Raw genomic sequence first — 17,604 nt, forward strand, 5'->3', positions numbered from 1 at the left:
TCACAAAGTGTATGGCCTCATAACTCGTCTGCTGGCAAAGGAAATCTCAAATTTTAGACACTGATACTGAGAGTACATCGCGTTCACTTGGCATTGCGGACATACCAAGTTACGGCAGCGAAATGACAGTTGGATCAGTTTACCTCTGCTTAAGCGCGGGGAAAAAACACCTGTCCGCGCTTGTCTCAAGTATCTGCAAACGCAACGACTCCCCAGACTTCATCGGCCTGTGCACACCAGATGAGTTATTCCGAGGCTTAAATAGCGACGCCTCGCAGTTATTAGATCAATGTCTACAAAAGCAATGCAAACGGGTGCATTTTTGGCATGATCCGGAAGAGATAACGTCAGGGTCCGTTGGCAGTTTACTCAGGGACTTAAAGAAACTCGCGCCCACCAAGCCGCGCTTATATATCATTTTTGTCAAGGCAACGTCTTTTCCTGGCAAGCAGCAGAAAAAGCTGAACAAGGTGCTGGGGAAATGGCAAGCCTGGGCCAGACAATACCAACATACTGTGCTGTTCCTATGTCACGGTTCAGAAAAGACGATTGAAACGGCGGCCTTGCATGCCAACAATTTACTCTCAGGGCTTAGTAGCGTTTACGCACTAGACACCCATCACTACCGATACTTTATCCACCACTGGAACTCCGACGCCAAAGTCATCGCGGACCAAGAGTTTTTACTTACCACTAACTCAGAGGCCAATTTAAAGGCTATCGACATTCCCCGCGAACACACTGCCGATAGTGGCGCAGCATTTAACACTGGCTCCGCGCACAGCGAGATAGTCACCACCACTAGCGTAGCGAGTGAAATTTCATCTGAACTGGACATCGGTACCGTTGTTGCTTCTAACAACTTAATCATGAATTCATTCGATGAACTGCATAGTGCAACAGTAATTTTAGCCTGCTCATCGCCTACTGAGGTGGTCGAGCTGGCGACAATGACCTACCAGCTCCGTTCGAAGTATCGACAGAATATAAAAATTCTCATCAGGGAAAACGTACAGTGCCTTCGCTACGCGGACGAGCAATTTCTGCTTAAGGCAGGCGCCACCCAAATTATTCCCTACATCATCACCAGCACAAGACTAGTAAGCCTTATTGATGCAATTCGAAACATTAATGTTGTACGCCAACTTCCGCCCACACTCTATGGCTTACTCGAAAGCAGGCAAACGTCTAACTATCGCGGTTATGCTGACTCTTTTGTCTTTGCCAGCTCTGTCACTAAAACCATGGACTCGCAACGCTATTCAGGTGTCGAGCATATACTGGTGCGCTTTGAACCACTGCGTGGTATCAGCTTAGAGCAATCACTTAACCTTTGCTCCATAAAGCGGGATGGCGATTTAATTACCGTTTGTCGCGGATTTATTTACATTTTTTTGCACGCCTGCCGACTCAACGATGTGGCTGTCGCATTGCGCAACTCACTAGTACTGCCGGTGCAGGATGCGTTTGGCTCGCAGTCTATCATTCATGACCCAGACGACATTGCAGCTGAGCTAGAACTTATCGACTTATCGACCGATGGTATACCGATGGATATCGGCCAAAAACTATTGGCAAGCAACCCTGAAAAAAGTCAGACAAATAAAACCAAAGACCTCATAGCTGTGCCGCTTGCGACACCGTATGTAATCGAATAGACATGAGGCTAGGCTAGAAAAAATGGATATAAGAAGCTTTTTACTTACGCTTATAGTTGCGCTCAGTGCGGGCCTTTTTATTGGCTTTACATTGCGAGACATCAGCCAATATGTAGCTCAACAGGTCCGAAAACACCTAATTAAACCCAGGTTTCTCAAGCCCTACCAATCAGCGACACAATCTGACCGCGCGATTGAACCCAAGGTGGATGCATGAGATCGAAGCACAACACTGCAGTAGAAACCGTGGTGCTACCTGCCGGCCTCGGTTGGTGGAATCTTTATTTTATATGCAAAATAGCGTTGTACACTCAAGGCCTTATCGACTTTCACGCACTTGAAAACTTTACATTTGCCGCCTGTTTGCTGCTACCAATCCGCAATCACTATGGCAAAGTCCTTCGACAAATTATTGCCATCCCAGTCGCGGCCGTGTTGCTACACTACGACTCGTTCATGCCACCGCTATCGCGTCTTTTTTCGCAATTTGATCAGCTTCTAAGCTTTGAATTCAGTTACCTCATTGAATTGCTTAGTCGTTTTATATCCCTAAAAATGCTTTTAGCTGGAGTCGCAGCTGCTTGTATTTACTACTACATGGCGAAATCGATTAGGGTCACATCACTTGTCCTGATTGCCATTGTGGCAACTGGTATAAGCACATTGACCACACCACCCGTCGCGACACAAACAGCAAGTAATACAACAAAGAGCGCGATAACATCGTCAAACGACACCAGCAACGCGGCACTGAATCGCTATCTCGACACATTTTTTAGCACCGAGAAATCTCGCCGAACCCAGTTCCCTAACACTGACACTCAAAGTGCACCATTCGACATTCTACTGTTGAGTGTCTGCTCCCTCGGTGTCGATGATATCAAGCTCGCTGGCCTCGATGATCACCCACTATTCCAAAAATTCGATATCGTCTTTGACGCGTTCAACTCCGCCACAAGCTACAGCGGACCAGCGATCATCCGCTTAAGCCGAGCCACTTGTGGCCAAGCAGAGCACAGCACCTTGTATGGGCCGGTGGACCCAGAATGCCAGCTGTTTCATCAGTTAGAACAGCTCGGCTACGGCAAAGAACTGATCCTGAACCACGACGGCGTTTTTGATTCCTTTTTAGAAAGAACTCAGCGTTATAGTGGCATTAGCTCCGCCCCCTTCCCCCATACCGGCGTGGCCGCCACCCAAAAAGATTTTTCAGGTGCGTTGATCTACAACGACGCAGGAATGCTAAACGCATGGTGGAAGAATCGACAGACCTTAGACAATGATCGCGTCGCTGCACTATACAATACCACCAGCCTTCACGACGGTAATCGCATACTTAAAAAGCCAACGGTTTTTGGCGTGGCAAGTTACCAACAACGAGGTAATACCCTTTTTGATGAGCTTGCCACATTCCTAGAGAATCTAGAAAAATCTAACCGGAACATTGTCGTTGTACTCATACCTGAGCATGGCGCTGGATTGCGAGGCGACAAGATGCAAATATCTGGGATGCGAGAATTGCCATCTCCTTCTATCACTCACATACCCGTGGCGGCGAAGGTAATAGGCCCAAACTTACAGCGCAGTGACGCGATTTTTCATGTTAGAGAAGCCAGCAGCCACCAAGCGCTATCGCAATTATTGGCCAATATCCTTGAACAAAAGGTTTTCGATCAGACTCATTTTAGCGCAGCGCAGCTCAGTTCAAATCTTCCCCAAACCGCACCGGTATCTCAAAATGAAGGCAGCACTGTCATCAAGGTGAATAAGGAATATTTTATTTCCCTAGACAAACAAACTTGGACTCCCTACAGCACAAGCAAATAATTAATTAGGCCAAGCTCGGGCTGCCGGGTGAGCCCCTCAACGCAAACTGAATAGCGCCGAGTTCTTGTCGTTTATCTGTTGATTCAAGGTCCAATAGTCGTAAATCACGCCTAATAGAAACAGGCCGCCCGTCAGCAAGTACAGGATACCGGTCAGCCACTTCCCCAGATAAAACCGGTGCAAACCGAACACGCCCAAAAAAGTAAGCAGTATCCACGCAAAATTATAACTCGTTGTGCCAGACACATAATTCGCATCGGCAGCCCTATCCATGCTCGGAATTAAAAATAAATCAACAAACCAACCAATCAGAAACAGTCCCAAAGTAAAAAAATAGATTGTTCCGCTTATCGGGCGACCATAGTAAAAACGGTGGGCGCCCATAAAACCAAAAATCCACAAAATATAAGCTACTACTTTGCTATGGGTGTCGTTCATTGATCATACTTCCCGCAATGGAGTTATGCTTAGACTACAAAGCAAAAATCGAAGTGTAGGGGATTCCAGCGGTAAGCTAAAGTGCCATTCGCCAGTAACTTGCGTAGTTAAGCCCTAGGGTTTCCCACGCTTCAACTTTGACGATACGACAAAAATTACCGAAGCTGGCTGCCCTGTCGTGTTGTTAAGCGGCTCCAGCATTTCTTGAAGATGTAAACCAACGCTCGAAAACAGGCTAAGCCATGATGACAGCGTTCGGAAATACCAGGGTGCAGGATCGGTGAATTCGTCACTAAAACCTGCCCAGCTGCCCTCTCGCCAGCCGTCACAATAGGGCTCGCCGCTGTAGTTAGGGTGTAATGTTTGTATTATGCAGCAGCCCTGAGCGGTAAGCGTATCCGCTATGGCATGGAGAACTTCAGCCACAATCTCATTGCCAAGCAAGGAGAAGTTACAGACCACGCAATCGACTTTTCGACCCCATTGGCCTTCGGCAAACTCCCGATAGGACATCTGTGTGAAACTGCCGCCTAGCGCACTTGCCCGCGCTATTAACCCCGGTACCGCGTCAATGCCCACAGCATTGATACCCAAATCGCTTAAGGCTCGCACCAACCAACCTTCGCCACAACCAAGATCTAAAACAAGCTCGGGGGCTTCGGCTACCACCGCATTAACAATGGCGGCATCGGTAACCGTGACGCGGCTACGAATTTCAGCGCTGCGTATTGCCTTAGTCCACGCATCAACATTCTTATGCCACGTTTGAACTATTACATCATCATTATCGCGATTATCCACACTACACCCTCACTCGCCCCCAGAGCCTGTCACCATGATTCATAAATCATCAAATAACAAAATGAGTAAATCTTCTTGCAGCAACACTGACACCGGCTTATAACGTCGGTTTACTATTCAAAGCGAACCAGCAAGTGCATTGCCAACATTACAACTCTTATCAATGTCGCTCATGCCAATGGCTAGACACCAGCTACACGCAGCAACTTGCCCAAAAAGAGGCTGAGCTTTTAGCACTGCTCACGCCCCTCGCTCCGCCGCCTTTATTAGCGACGGTTAGCTCGCCACAGTTTGGTTTCCGCTATAAGGCAAAAATGGTGGTCCTCGGCAGCGCCAAACAAGTCAAACTCGGCATCCTGTCACCAAAAGGGAAACCCGTCAGCATTTGCGATTGCCCACTCTATCCTGAGCAAATGCAATCCGTATTACAAGCGCTGGAAGATTGGCTGACAACGCTGAATATTGTCCCCTATGACATAAAACAGCGCCGCGGTGAATTAAAATATCTTCTTCTAAACCAGAATGAAGTCGGGATATTTATGCTGCGTTTAGTCTTGCGAAGTGAAGACAGCATACCGCTTATAAACGCTGCACTTCCGGCTTTGCTCAGCGCATACCCACAAATTGAAACCGTCTCAGCAAATATTCAAGCAGTTCACGCCGCTATCCTGGAAGGTCCGGTCGAACAGCTTTTAAAGGGCACGCCATGGCTGCGCCAAACCCTAAATGGAATACCGCTATATCAGCGGCCAAAGGGCTTTTTCCAAACCAACCCCCATGTCGCGGAAAAATTATATGCGACCGCCGCACGGTGGCTTTCTACTTTACCGATACACCATATTTGGGATTTATACTGCGGCTCTGGTGGCTTTGGCTTGCACTGCCTCATATCCGAACGAACACTTAGCGGAATTGAAATTGAAGCTGAGGCGATCGCCTGTGCAATGCGCAGCGCGAAAGAACTAGGCCTTGAATCGAGAGTCAACTTTCGCGCTCTAGACTCCGCCGTGTTCACAGATAAAAAAGCGAACAATGCAGATACGATAGCGGCACCCGACATTATCATTGTCAACCCGCCGCGCCGGGGTTTGGGCTCAGCCTTGTGCGAAGACCTGTGCGCTATTAATCCTCCGTATATTTTATACTCAAGTTGCAACCCCAAAACACTGGCTAAAGACCTGATCCAACTGCCAAGCTACCGCATTCAAACCGTTCAATTATTTGATATGTTCCCCAATACCGCTCACTATGAAGTCTTAGTGCTGCTAGCTCGTATATGAGCTGGGTGGCAATATCGCTTCTCGACACTCGGCAACACACTACATGCCAACTATTCGGTTTAAAGAACACGACTATTTGAGCGCAGGCGACGAGTCGGTACTAGATACCCTACTGCGCAATCAGATCTCAATACCCTATGGCTGTCGTGCCGGTGCCTGCCAGGCTTGCACACTTCAAGCAGCACCCGATCAAATCCCCGATGACTGCCAGCCGGGTTTGACTGAGCAGCAGATCCGGCAAGGCCACTTTCTAGCCTGTCAGTGCATTCCTGAGCAGGATATAGACGTTAACGCCGTCGATATTTCCGAGCAAAAAATATCAGCCACTATCATAGATAAAACACAACTTGATGAAAGAACCTTACGCCTTCGTCTAAGTTGCCGCTTGCGCTGGCGCGCCGGCCAATATATTACGCTCTGGATTAACAATATTGCCCGTTGCTACTCCATTGCCAGTGTGGCTCGCCTAGACCCATTTGTAGAACTTCATATACGCGCTCATCCACATGGGCTCTTTAGTCAGCAACTGTTCAATTCAGCAGAGATACTGGATGTTATTCACTTACAAGGCCCCCTCGGCCACTTTGTTTACGACCAAGAATTCGCAAATCAGCCGCTATTATTGATTGGCGCGGGAACCGGAATTGCCCCTCTAATAGGAATTGCTCGCGATGCGAAAGACTATGGGCATCACGCGAACATCCACCTTCTCGCCCTTGATCACACAACGGAGAATTACGCTCAGCAACAGCTGGACGCACTGAGAAATAGCGCCGCAATTTTTTCGTATCAAACTGATCTCACTGACAACACCGAGACAATAATCGGCAATCAATTTCCGAGTTTGCGCGGGCAGCGAGTGTATATTTGCGGTGGCGAAGATTTTGTACAGAAAATCAGAAAACGGTGTTTTATGCTTGGCGCATCACCGAGGGATATTATTACTGAAGCATTTATTAACTTTGGTTCCCAGCGCTGAAAAAATCGTCAGCCTAGGCGTTGATACCCTAAATACTCGGCAGTAAATGTTTGCTTTCCGTGCTCCATAAAGTACTCAAAGTCCCAGAGCCAAGCAGCCAGTTGCTGGCGACATTCATCTCGAAACACATAGGTCTGCGCCTCGACTGGCGCTCCATGCACTTCTACCTTAAGCGCAACTCTCGAATACCAGTCGCCCTCAAATAAATCCAGGCGTGCTAAGCCCAAATCATTCACATCGTAATAAATACGGCCCTGCACCTTAGCGGACGCCTCAGGGACGATGGCAGGGTAAGCCTCATTTCGAACAGCGTAGCGTGCAAAATCATTCAATGATGCAGATTCTGACGCTAATGCCTGTCCTGTTACCGCAGCCATTATGTCGTCACACATTAAGCTACCGTAAGTAAAAACTATTGCCATAATTGTCTTTGTCATCCTCGCCAAAACAGAGGATGTCAGCAAACAACACCCTATCGCCAGACAACATCTTGCCAATGGTCTGACAGAGTCGTCCGCTGCGAACATCTCGATAAGGTTGCGAGGCAACCTGGTTCCTCTGCCGCAACTGCTTTGCTGCCAAGGCCTGATAGAAATATGGGCGCATCGACCAATTTGAACCTACATTAGCATTGTCGACAATCCACATTCGCTCACCCCGATCATTTGCCACTTCGTAATTTGGCGAAATTTGCTCGCCACTATAATCGCAGACGAACACTCTTAAAATGCCATCTGGTGGTGCCGCTAAGTTATTAAATTCTAAGTTGTGACCTTTCAACGCCGATTGGATCGAAAGAAAGTAGAACTCCATTTCTTCCGTATACAGCATCAACTGCTTTTCGCGGTTTAAATTGCGTTCAACATAGCCTTTAAGTAGGCCGCGAATGATCTCTTTGGGGGCGTTGGAATCTATAAACTCTGGCAGAGCTGGCCAAAAAAAATAGCCCTGGACGTAGCGCGCGCCGCACTCCAGTGCAAAATAAAACTCTTGCTCAGTTTCGACGCCTTCACACAAAAGTTTGCTACCCGTGCGCCGCGCTAAATAGGCAATACTCTGCACCACTTCTTGAGACACCCCACCAGACATGGCGCGCTTAAACAGGCTCATATCTAATTTTATGATATCCGGTTCAAGCGAAATAATTCGATCTAGATGTGAGAACCCCGCGCCAAAATCGTCGATAGCAACCTGCATTCCAGCAGCGCGATAACGCGCTAGCAAGCGTTGCATATTCTTGTTATCACCCGCCCCTTCAACGAATTCAATAAGAATTCGACTGGGATCTACACCCAACTTCTTCGCCATTTCAAGGGTCGGGACTGGCATATCATCGGCGACGTGATCCATCCACTCCGGCGATAAATTTAATGATAGAAAAACGTTGTGCGGACTTTCGGAAAGGTAGGCTATGGCCTGTTCACGAACGCTGCGATCAATACCAAGTAGATCGGCGCGGTTGAAGCTGGGGTCACTAAATAAAGCCCCAATCGAAACGATTTGTCCATCTTGCGATCGCGTCCTAGCTAGCGCTTCGTATCCAACAATCGACATTTTATTAATATCGATTATTGGCTGAAAACACGGAAAATACTGCACTTCCACTCCGCTATAGAACCTTTGTAAGAATTAACAAAGTAACTAAGCAAAAACAATTTTACAAGTACTGTTTCCTTAAAAAATCTAACCCATGTAACAGCTTAGACGATTAATCTAAAAAAAAGACCAGCATTGCGCTGGTCTTAGTCTCCTTGCTAAAAACTCGCTTAGCGAAACAATTCGCCACTCTCAGCGCGACTAAGTAACAAGGACGGCACGCTGAAGTCGGAGCCATACCGCGCTTCTAGCTCCCTAGCCCTGGCAACAAAGGCGTTTAAACCGTAGGCATTTATGGCTTGAAAGACTCCGCCGGTTTGCGCGGGGAAGCCAATACCCATAATCGAGCCAATATTACCGTCACCGACGACGTCAATTACGCCTTCTTCCATACATTTCACCGCCTCTAAACACTGACTAAACGTGAGGCGATCTTTAATATCTTGATAGGGAATATCGGTATAGCCATTCTTAGCGAAGGCATCTTTCAAACCGGACCAAATGTGTTTTTTGCCGCCTGCGGGGTATTCGTAATAGCCGCCGCCGTGGATTTTACCCTTGCGACCAAATTCAACGACCATGCGATCTAAGACCCGCGATGCCGCGTTGTCATGCCATTCACGCCCCTGCGCGACGGTGTCGGCTTTAGCCTGCTGTCCATTTTTATAAGCGGTTTCTTGACTAATTTCATCGATGGCCGCTAGCGGACCAACCGGAGAACCGTTGTCGCGCGCAGCGGATTCAATCAAAACCGGATTCACCCCCTCCTCTAGCATAATAGCGCCTTGGGTGACGGTTTTGCTGATGACACGAGTGGTAAAGAAGCCAGGTGCATCATTAACCACAATCGGCGTTTTACCAAGCTGCTGCGCAAGATCAAAGGCCTTCGCAAGAGTTTCATCAGAGGTTTGCACACCGCGAATAATTTCCACCAAGGGCATTTTCTCTGCGGGAGAAAAGAAATGCATACCGATAAAGTTTTGCGCCCGCACACTGGCCTGAGCCAATTCAGAGATCGGTAACGCTGAGGTATTTGAAGCAAACACACTGTCGCTCGCCAACACAGCTTCGCATTCGGCAGTGACGGCTGCTTTAATACCGCGATCTTCAAAAACCGCTTCGATCACTATATCGCAGTCAGCAAGATCGTTGTAATCCGCTGTCGCGTGAATCAAGGCCATGCACTTATTCATCACGTCTTCGGTCAACTTACCTTTGGCGAGACCCTTGTTAAAAAAGGCCTCCGCGTAACCGCGGCCGCGATCTGCATTTTCTTGGCTGATGTCTTTTAGCACAACCTGAATACCCTTCTGGGCGGCAACCGTCGCAATACCCGCCCCCATTTGTCCCGCGCCTAGGATCCCTAACTTTTTACATTTAAAGCGCTCGCTGACATCAGGCCGACTCGCGCCTTTATTCAAGGCTTCCATCTGCACAAAAAATGCCGTCATCATATTTCTGGCGGTTTGATCTAGTAACAAACTCAAAAAATAGCGCCCTTCAATCTGTTGGGCAGTATCAAAATCTACCTTTGCGCTATCGACTACACAGGCAAAAATCGCATTTTGCGCAGGCATCAAATTCTTCGTTTGTACCATTACATTTGCTGGGCCAAAAAAAGTTAAGCCCTGATTCGCCGGCTCATCTGGCCCGCCGCCGGGAATAATGAACCCGTCTTGATCCCAGGGCTGCTTGGCGTCGGCATGTGTTTTAATCCATGCCTTTGCCTTGGCGTGCATATCTGCCTCATCCGTCGCTAATTCATGAAGTAAACCTTTCGCTAATGCCTGATCAGCCTTTAAGCGACGTCCTTGGCTAATAAGGCCAATCGCCTCTTGCATACCGAGCAAGTAGGTCATGCGCACGACACCACCAGCGCCGGGCATGAGACCTATCATCGCCTCAGGCAAGCCCACTTGGACACCCTGTATCGCCACACGGTGATGACAGGCCAAGGCTATTTCAAAACCGCCACCCAGTGCCGGACCATTCAAGCCCACCGCCACGGGTACGCCTAGGGTTTCGAGCTGACGCAGAGGTGCTTTTGTCGCCATCACCCCCTCGTACATTTTTGTTTTTTCTTCTGCGCTGGGATTTAAATCCATATCCAGCATTTCATTGATATCGCCACCAGCAAAAAACTGCCCAGGCTTACCACTGCGCACGTACACACCGCTTACGCCACCCTCAGCTACCATGGCCTGCAATTCAACGATCGTCGCACGCATCGCCTCGTCGTATTCCCGCCCCATGGTGTTTACTGCTTTACCGGGCTGATCAAAAATCAACTCTACAATGCCGTCGCTATCTTTTTCCAAGCGAATATATGCCATGATATTTTCTCTCTGCTCTGCCGGTAGCCGCGATCAGTTCAAGCTCGGCTACCATTATTTCTTTAGCTTATTCACCTAAGCCGAATGACTAGCTAAGTGATTCCATGTCGTTACTTTACGGTTAAGAAGTGCTTAAACTCGCTCAATAACCGTTGCAATACCAATGCCGCCGCCCGCACATAGCGTGACCACACCGCGCTTTAAATTCCGACGTTCAAGCTCATCCAATAAGGTGCCAAGAATCATCGCACCGGTCGCGCCAATCGGATGCCCCATCGCGATTGCGCCGCCGTTAACGTTGATTTTTTCGTCTGGAATATTCAGCACTTTCTGATAGCGCAGCACAACTGAGGCAAAAGCTTCATTCAGTTCAAACAAATCTATATCGTCGACTGTTAATCCGGCCTTTTTTAATGCCTTTTCGGTGGCCGGTGCAGGCCCCGTTAGCATGATAGTGGGTTCAGTGCCGACTAATGCGCAGCTCAAAATACGTGCTCTTGGCGTCAGATTTTGCTCCTTGCCAGCCCGCTCGTTGCCCACTAATACCAGCCCAGCACCATCGACGATGCCAGAGGAATTTCCCGGGGTATGCACACAGTGGATATTTTCCAATTCAGGATACTTCAGGCGTGCCACACCGCCGTGACCGAAATCGTCAAACATCTGGAAGGCAGGCTTTAGCTTTGCTAAGCCTGCTAAGTTGGTGTCGCCACGAATAAACTCATCGTGGTCAAGAATCGTCACACCGTTAAAATCTTTGACTGGTACTATCGATGTAAAATAGCCCTTGTCTCTAGCCAATGCTGCACGCTGTTGTGACATCACCGCATAGCGGTCAACATCCTCACGACTGAACCCGTCCATGGTTGCGATCATATCCGCGCCAAGACCTTGGGAAATAAAATAGCTCTTCATCGCCACCCAGGGGTCGCCTGTTGCGCCGCCACTGGCACCGATTCCCAGACGAGACATGGACTCCACGCCGCCCGCAGCAACCAAGTCTTCGTAACCCGCAGCGACTTTTGCCGCCGCCATGTTCACCGCGTCTAAACCGCCGGCGCAAAAACGATGCAGCTGTGCACCTGTGGTTACATCATCCCAGCTCGAATACACCAACGCCGCTTTGGCGATGTTCTGCCCCTGTTCTTTTACCGGCTCGCCGCAGGCTAAAATCAGATCTTCGACTTTAGAGGTATCCAGATCGTGGCGCTCTTTTAACGCCTCTAAGAGATTGGTCACCAAATCGATTGGCTTAACCTCATAGAGCGAACCTCCGCGCTTACCTTTGCCACGCGGTGTACGAATCGCATCGTATATAAATGCTTCTGTCATGGAATATCCTGTCAAACTGAGATGAATGTTATCGCTTAAGCTATCTACCACGGAACGCACAATGGCCGTCAGGCGGTTTTAAGACAATGACATTTTCGGTCAACACACTGACAGAATTTTTGAAAAGGAATTTAAAACAATGACTTATGACAAAGTAAGGACAACGGCAGCAAATAAAGACTGCGCTGAATGGACTGAGCTAGCGCCATTCCCTAACGGCTATTTTCACGCTCTTGTTGGCGATACTCGCCCGGCGTGGTGCCCGTCCATTTTTTGAAACAGCGGTGAAATGCAGAGGGATCGGTAAAACCCATTAGGGCAGCCACTGCGTTAATCGATAACTCAGAGTTACCGAGATAGGCCATTGCAGCGTCTCGACGACACTCATCCTTAAGTTGCTGAAAGGTCGTACCTTCTTTTTTAAGACGACGACGCAGGGTTGGTGCCGACATATTTAAGGCGTCTGTAATGCGCTCAAAACTAGGAAATCCCTGCGAAAAATCGTGGCCGATCATCGCTCTGACTCTCGCCACGAGACTGCCGTCATCCCGCGCGCCACTCATCACCATTAGGGGATACGGTGCAGTGCGCAGAAATTCTTTTAATGTGCGCTCATTATGAACCAGCGGATAGCTCAGGTAGCGGGTATCAAATACGAACTCATCTCGAAGCTGGCCGTAATACACCGGGCAGGAAAACAGCTGCTGATATTTTTCGACACGGGTTTTACCCGATGGTGATTGGCCCGCAAATCGCACTTCTTTTAGTTCGATATTGCTACCAACCAGCCAGCAAAAAAACCGGTGCCAAATCGATAAGCCATATAGGTCGGCCATGTCGACTTTATCGCCAGCAAAGCCTTTTTTAATACTGCCATAGCCGACGATCGCGCTATCTTTGCGAGTATCTAAGTAAATTTGGGCATCGGCATCATAGAAGGTACGAAAAAACTCACAGGCGCGCTTTATCGCCTTCTCCAAATTCTCGCAGCCAATAATGCAGTAACACATCATCCGAAACGCACCCGGCGTCACACTCTGGCCAAGCATTAAGCCAAAGGCCTCATCCTGCAAAAGGCTCATCACTTGCTGATATAGCTTGGTATATTGCATCGCAGAAATATTGGCTTGATAGCCTGCAGACCGGCTATTCAGCGGGTTAAAGCCAATTCCAGCAACCGTTAAGAGACCGCTGTGGTCGTAACCTCTCTCCGCGGCAAGGTTCAACAGCGACCGAGCAAATTTGGTCGGCACGGTTTCTAAATCAATATTACTCAGCAGATTTCTCCTAGGCGTTTTATCTATTATGTGTAGTCTAGCATCGCTGAATTACAGGCAGCAGTAATATCCATTAAACGCATAATTATCAACTATATTGAATTGATCTTATAAACTGCCATAATCACTACTATGACTGACGCTCAATTCGACCTACTAATGACTGGCGATACCGCCCCTGGTGTGGATCGGAATATCGCCGTTAGTAAGCTCGCCACGCTATTTAAACGCCCTGTCGAGCAAGTCGACAAGTTGCTCTGTGGGAAGCCGAGCCGCGTCCGTAAAAACCTAAATCAAGCTGAGCTTGAGCGCTACCAAAATGCCTTCGAAAGTATTGGCGTAATCACCAAAGCAGTGACCTCAGCACAAGCAGCAGACGTCCCGCAAATTGACAAAACCCCTGCTACGCTAAACCTGTGTCCAAACGGCACACCCGTGCTCAGTGAGGACGAACGATATAGGCCTGCCGTCGCAGCACCCGATACTGATCACCTTAGTGTCGCTGACTCCGGTGAAAACCTAAGCAGCAACGACTCGATACCGGTGCCCGCACCTGACACCGATCATATCAGCGTAGCGCCAGTGGGAAGTACCATATTACCGCCGGCACCCAAAGAAAATCCTCCGCAAAAGTCCCTTAGTCATTTGAGCTTATGCGGACCTGGCACCCCACTCCTAGACAAAAAACCAGAGCTTAATTACCGAGTGCCCAATACCGAACATCTTAGCCTACAATAAACGTCCACCTAGCCGATTCCAACGTTACCGCGGAAACCTCAGCACTATCCGCAAACCAGGATTGTTATCTTTCAATTCAATATAGCCGTCGTGTAAACGCACCACTGCCTGCACCAAGCTCAAGCCAAGGCCATTGCCTGGGTGACGACTGCGACTGTGTTCAACTCTAAAAAAGCGCTGAAAAACCCTCTCCCGATCTTCTTCGGGGATACCTATACCACTGTCAGCCACTTCTATTCTGACAATGCTGCCCTCGACGGCGAGATTAACCTGGACCCGACCACCCTCAGGGGTATATTTAATCGCGTTATCTACCAGATTGGCGACAGCCTGGAATAGCAAATTGCGGTCGCCATTGAAGCTACCCACTTTGGCCAAACCGGTGTGGAAAGTTTGTTCCTTTTCAGCCGCCAACGGCTCGTAAAGCTCAATAACATCGGTCACCAAGGTGCACAAATCAACCTCGGCAAACCCTGAGCGCCTATGCCCCGTTTCCACCTGCGCAATACGAAGCAATGCGCTAAACGTACCCAGTAAACCATCGGCCTCTTCTATCAAACTTTCCAGTTGGTCTCGACTGGCGGGATCATCACAGCTTTCGTGAAGCTCACTGAGCTTATTTCGAAGCCTAGTCAGAGGTGTACGCAAATCGTGGGCAATATTATCCGAGACCTGTCGCACTCCCGTCATTAGCGCTTCAATCCGGTCCAACATTTGGTTTACGCTTTCAGACAGGCGCAGAAAATCACCGCTGCTGGTTTTGGTATCGATACGCTCCGACAAATCACCCGTCATAATCCGACGCAGCGTGATATTTATATTATCGACGCGTCGCAGTGTTAGCGCGGTAACGATGGCGCCACCAATGGTGCCCAGCAGGATAGTGGCGACCATGCTGCGGGTTAATGCCCCGCCCACTAGCTTGGTACTATTCAGCACATCAGCATAATGGCGTGCAACTAATACATGTTCCCCCCCCGCCAACTGGCGAGAGCGCGCTATAAACTCAGTACCGGTCGAATCTGGACCACTGGTTAATGATTCGAAACTGAAGCCCAGCCAGCCATTGCGGTATTCCTCGCTGTCCGGCCACTGATCGAGGCTGCCGGCAATCTTATTAAGGTTTTCATCACCCACGTAGTAAAAAAATCGAATAAGACGATCGGGACCACTATGGGACTTTACAAAGGCGTCGACCGCAGATTCACCACCGCTCTCGTATGCGGCACTTAAATCTTTAAGTTCAGTTTCAACAGACTCGTGAACCTTGGCAAAAAAATCATAGGCAATAAACGCATAGATCAATGCCAGCACCATAAATACGGCGACACTGAGCCAAGCTACATAGCTGACCAAAAAGCGGAAGGTAAAACTGGTAAAAATTTTACTGAGAATCATCCAACATATATCCAGCGCCACGAACTGTGTTCAATAAGGGTTTATCAAAGCCTTTGTCTATTTTTTGGCGCAGGCGGCTGATATGAACATCAATGACATTGGTCTGAGGATCAAAGTGATAGTCCCACACGTTTTCTAGCAACATTGTGCGGGTCACTACCTGACCGGCGTGACGCATGAGGTATTCCAATAATTTGTATTCCCGGGGCTGAAGATTAAAAGGCTGGCCGGCGCGGGTAACCTTATGTGCCAGCAAATCCATCTCTAAATCGGCTACCTTTAACCGAGTTACAGCTGATCCCGCTTCCTGGCGACGCAAGATGACCTCGATACGAGCCAACAGCTCTGCGAAGGCAAATGGCTTTACTAAATAATCGTCACCACCGGCTTTAAGCCCTTTCACGCGATCATCAACCTCACCTAATGCACTCAAGATCAGCGCTGGCGTGCTGTCATTCGACGCGCGCAGGGTTTGAATAATGGTTAATCCGTCGACATGGGGAAGCATACGGTCAACGATAAGCGCGTCGTACTGCTCCGTAGTTGCCTTCACCAAACCGGTTTTGCCATCCGCCGCGTGCTCAACTTGATACCCACTTTCACGCAAGCCTTTAACGATATATTCCGCTACGCTCGCATCATCTTCTATCAATAAAACCCGCATCTATACTAATCCCTTCCGTTTTTATTATGGCTTCGCTGCGCCATGTCTTTCACACAGCGAAACACCCATCGATGAAAGACCTAAGTTGGTGAAGTACATCTACTTATTCACCCTTAGTATGGGGGCGCGTACACTTTTTTCCAACAGCTACAGCTCCGACATGGGAGACTAACAGCAATGAATAATATAAAAAATGTGTGCACCTGTCTTATACAATATGTAAGCAAGCTTCATTATTTGATCCTACTGGGCTGCGGCTTGCTGCCCTGCACAGCATTTGGTGATAATTGGGGCAAAGAATCGGTCAATGACATCACCCTGCCACGGCACGAAAAGCTTAGCTATCGCCCAACAATCACGTTCTGTATCGAACGCGATGAAAGTACTGGTAAATTCCAAGCCTTTAACGCCAACCAAGCGCGATTCAATCGCGTATGGATGGAGCAAAACAACGCGAAACACGGCAGTGATGCCAGTAAAGCCTTGATTAAAATGGGTATAAAGGCGCTGTATAAATCGTTTCACAATCGCAGCGCTGGCGCAAAACGCTTTCTACCCGATGAAGAGGGTCGGGTTGCAGTCTCACAGTTCACCGAGTATGACGCTGATTACAAAGTCCATTTAAGCAGCGATTCAATCACCCTCGGTTTAGCGTTGGCGTTTTAAGCTAGCTACACCATTTGAGTTAGGCCCTGTTACAATGTGGTGGTTTCTGATGTGGATCTACCGCCAATGCCGCCAAAAGTTAAAAAGCCCGCTACCCCCTCCAACACCAATGCTATTGAAGACACCAAGCCTATTATCCAGCAAGGGCCGCCTGGCGTTTTCCGTCGACTCGCCGTCATCGTTTACGACAGCTTTTTACTATTTGCGGTTCTATTTGTCGCCACCTTAATTCCGGCCTACATACTCAGCCCAGAAATGTTCGCCGCCAAACCTGCGAATGACAGTGTTGTACACGAACTTAACATCCCGATGCAGGGGTGGATTTATCGAGTTTATTTGGTCGCACTGATTATCCTTTTTTACGGCTGGTTCTGGCGCAAAAGTGGTCAAACTCTTGGTATGCAAGCTTGGCGTATAAAACTGGAAAGTGTCAGCGGTGGCAAACCCAGTTGGTCACAATGCGTTATTAGGGTGCTTGTCGCGGGTGTATCGTTTACTGCAGGTGGGCTAGGCTACTGGTGGATATGGTTAGATAAGGAAGGCCGCTCATGGCATGACCTAGCCTCAAAAACAGTATTGCGCTCAATACCAAAAGACAAGAAAAAAGCCTGAGTAAT

At 48.6% G+C, this 17,604-nt stretch carries 16 protein-coding genes; 7 read left to right on the forward strand and 9 right to left on the reverse strand.

Annotated elements, in window-relative coordinates:
* The first annotated feature begins 50 nt into the window (after positions 1–50).
* Both KXJ70_RS12795 and bcsG read left to right on the forward strand, forming a co-directional pair.
* Entirely contained in the window at positions 51–1,658 is a 1,608-nt protein-coding gene (locus KXJ70_RS12795; RefSeq protein WP_219044226.1) for a BcsE family c-di-GMP-binding protein, read from the forward strand.
* 213 nt (positions 1,659–1,871) lie between these two features.
* The gene (gene bcsG / locus KXJ70_RS12800) at positions 1,872–3,485 is read left to right on the forward strand and encodes a cellulose biosynthesis protein BcsG (RefSeq protein WP_219043905.1); all 1,614 of its coding nucleotides are present in this window, start codon (positions 1,872–1,874) and stop codon (positions 3,483–3,485) included.
* 36 nt (positions 3,486–3,521) lie between these two features.
* Here bcsG and KXJ70_RS12805 read toward each other — a convergent pair whose 3' ends face one another.
* Together KXJ70_RS12805 and KXJ70_RS12810 are read right to left on the reverse strand one after the other, a co-directional pair.
* Positions 3,522–3,923, reverse strand: coding sequence for an NINE protein (locus tag KXJ70_RS12805; protein WP_219043906.1), 402 nt, complete (start codon positions 3,921–3,923; stop codon positions 3,522–3,524).
* 114 nt (positions 3,924–4,037) lie between these two features.
* Entirely contained in the window at positions 4,038–4,724 is a 687-nt protein-coding gene (locus tag KXJ70_RS12810; protein WP_219043907.1) for a class I SAM-dependent methyltransferase, read from the reverse strand.
* 134 nt (positions 4,725–4,858) lie between these two features.
* Here KXJ70_RS12810 and rlmC point away from each other — a divergent pair, with 134 nt between their 5' ends.
* Both rlmC and KXJ70_RS12820 read left to right on the forward strand, forming a co-directional pair.
* Complete coding sequence (gene rlmC / locus KXJ70_RS12815) at positions 4,859–6,004, forward strand: 23S rRNA (uracil(747)-C(5))-methyltransferase RlmC (protein ID WP_219043908.1); 1,146 nt, start codon at positions 4,859–4,861, stop codon at positions 6,002–6,004.
* Positions 6,005–6,047: 43 nt separating this feature from the next.
* Positions 6,048–6,983 carry a 2Fe-2S iron-sulfur cluster-binding protein gene (locus KXJ70_RS12820; RefSeq protein WP_219043909.1) on the forward strand — a complete coding sequence of 312 codons (936 nt, stop codon included), beginning with the start codon at positions 6,048–6,050 and terminating at the stop codon, positions 6,981–6,983.
* Positions 6,984–6,991: 8 nt separating this feature from the next.
* Here the strand turns inward: KXJ70_RS12820 and KXJ70_RS12825 are convergent, their stop codons facing one another.
* The 5 genes from KXJ70_RS12825 to KXJ70_RS12845 all read right to left on the reverse strand — a co-directional run bounded on the left by KXJ70_RS12825 (position 6,992) and on the right by KXJ70_RS12845 (position 13,497).
* Positions 6,992–7,405, reverse strand: coding sequence for a gamma-glutamylcyclotransferase family protein (locus tag KXJ70_RS12825; RefSeq protein WP_219043910.1), 414 nt, complete (start codon positions 7,403–7,405; stop codon positions 6,992–6,994).
* Positions 7,380–8,582 carry an EAL domain-containing protein gene (locus tag KXJ70_RS19580; RefSeq protein ID WP_219043911.1) on the reverse strand — a complete coding sequence of 401 codons (1,203 nt, stop codon included), beginning with the start codon at positions 8,580–8,582 and terminating at the stop codon, positions 7,380–7,382. The genes KXJ70_RS12825 and KXJ70_RS19580 overlap by 26 nt, the downstream gene beginning before the upstream one ends.
* 167 nt (positions 8,583–8,749) lie before the next feature.
* Positions 8,750–10,912 (reverse strand): 3-hydroxyacyl-CoA dehydrogenase NAD-binding domain-containing protein, encoded by a 2,163-nt coding sequence (locus KXJ70_RS12835; protein ID WP_219043912.1) that lies wholly within the window; start codon positions 10,910–10,912, stop codon positions 8,750–8,752.
* 132 nt (positions 10,913–11,044) lie between these two features.
* Positions 11,045–12,244, reverse strand: coding sequence for an acetyl-CoA C-acetyltransferase (locus KXJ70_RS12840; RefSeq protein WP_219043913.1), 1,200 nt, complete (start codon positions 12,242–12,244; stop codon positions 11,045–11,047).
* A gap of 212 nt (positions 12,245–12,456) precedes the next feature.
* Complete coding sequence (locus KXJ70_RS12845; RefSeq protein ID WP_369409787.1) at positions 12,457–13,497, reverse strand: AraC family transcriptional regulator; 1,041 nt, start codon at positions 13,495–13,497, stop codon at positions 12,457–12,459.
* Positions 13,498–13,653: 156 nt separating this feature from the next.
* Here KXJ70_RS12845 and KXJ70_RS12850 point away from each other — a divergent pair, with 156 nt between their 5' ends.
* Positions 13,654–14,259, forward strand: coding sequence for a hypothetical protein (locus KXJ70_RS12850; RefSeq protein WP_219043914.1), 606 nt, complete (start codon positions 13,654–13,656; stop codon positions 14,257–14,259).
* A gap of 24 nt (positions 14,260–14,283) precedes the next feature.
* Here KXJ70_RS12850 and KXJ70_RS12855 read toward each other — a convergent pair whose 3' ends face one another.
* A complete protein-coding gene (locus tag KXJ70_RS12855) occupies positions 14,284–15,657 on the reverse strand; it encodes a sensor histidine kinase (protein ID WP_219043915.1) in 1,374 nt (457 codons plus the stop codon).
* The gene (locus KXJ70_RS12860; RefSeq protein ID WP_103683491.1) at positions 15,644–16,321 is read right to left on the reverse strand and encodes a response regulator transcription factor; all 678 of its coding nucleotides are present in this window, start codon (positions 16,319–16,321) and stop codon (positions 15,644–15,646) included. The genes KXJ70_RS12855 and KXJ70_RS12860 overlap by 14 nt, the downstream gene beginning before the upstream one ends.
* 177 nt (positions 16,322–16,498) lie before the next feature.
* On the opposite strand from KXJ70_RS12860, the gene KXJ70_RS12865 reads away from it, so the two are divergent.
* Both KXJ70_RS12865 and KXJ70_RS12870 read left to right on the forward strand, forming a co-directional pair.
* Positions 16,499–16,987: a hypothetical protein gene (locus KXJ70_RS12865; protein ID WP_219043916.1), complete on the forward strand. Its 489-nt coding sequence runs from the start codon at positions 16,499–16,501 to the stop codon at positions 16,985–16,987.
* Positions 16,988–17,053: 66 nt separating this feature from the next.
* Positions 17,054–17,599, forward strand: a complete 546-nt coding sequence (locus KXJ70_RS12870) for an RDD family protein (RefSeq protein WP_219043917.1) — start codon at positions 17,054–17,056, stop codon at positions 17,597–17,599.
* Positions 17,600–17,604: the final 5 nt, after the last annotated feature.

The organism is Zhongshania aquimaris, assembly GCF_019312595.1.
Lineage (GTDB): Bacteria > Pseudomonadota > Gammaproteobacteria > Pseudomonadales > Spongiibacteraceae > Spongiibacter > Spongiibacter aquimaris.

Excerpts from the sequence above, each read along its gene's own strand:
- bcsG (WP_219043905.1), top strand. The coding sequence starts at position 1,872 with ATGAGATCGAAGCACAACACTGCAGTAGAAACCGTGGTGCTACCTGCC.
- KXJ70_RS12805 (WP_219043906.1), bottom strand. The coding sequence starts at position 3,923 with ATGAACGACACCCATAGCAAAGTAGTAGCTTATATTTTGTGGATTTTT.
- KXJ70_RS12820 (WP_219043909.1), top strand. The coding sequence starts at position 6,048 with ATGCCAACTATTCGGTTTAAAGAACACGACTATTTGAGCGCAGGCGAC.
- KXJ70_RS12825 (WP_219043910.1), bottom strand. The coding sequence starts at position 7,405 with ATGGCAATAGTTTTTACTTACGGTAGCTTAATGTGTGACGACATAATG.
- KXJ70_RS12835 (WP_219043912.1), bottom strand. The coding sequence starts at position 10,912 with ATGGCATATATTCGCTTGGAAAAAGATAGCGACGGCATTGTAGAGTTG.
- KXJ70_RS12840 (WP_219043913.1), bottom strand. The coding sequence starts at position 12,244 with ATGACAGAAGCATTTATATACGATGCGATTCGTACACCGCGTGGCAAA.
- KXJ70_RS12850 (WP_219043914.1), top strand. The coding sequence starts at position 13,654 with ATGACTGACGCTCAATTCGACCTACTAATGACTGGCGATACCGCCCCT.
- KXJ70_RS12855 (WP_219043915.1), bottom strand. The coding sequence starts at position 15,657 with ATGATTCTCAGTAAAATTTTTACCAGTTTTACCTTCCGCTTTTTGGTC.
- KXJ70_RS12860 (WP_103683491.1), bottom strand. The coding sequence starts at position 16,321 with ATGCGGGTTTTATTGATAGAAGATGATGCGAGCGTAGCGGAATATATC.
- KXJ70_RS12865 (WP_219043916.1), top strand. The coding sequence starts at position 16,499 with ATGAATAATATAAAAAATGTGTGCACCTGTCTTATACAATATGTAAGC.
- KXJ70_RS12870 (WP_219043917.1), top strand. The coding sequence starts at position 17,054 with ATGCCGCCAAAAGTTAAAAAGCCCGCTACCCCCTCCAACACCAATGCT.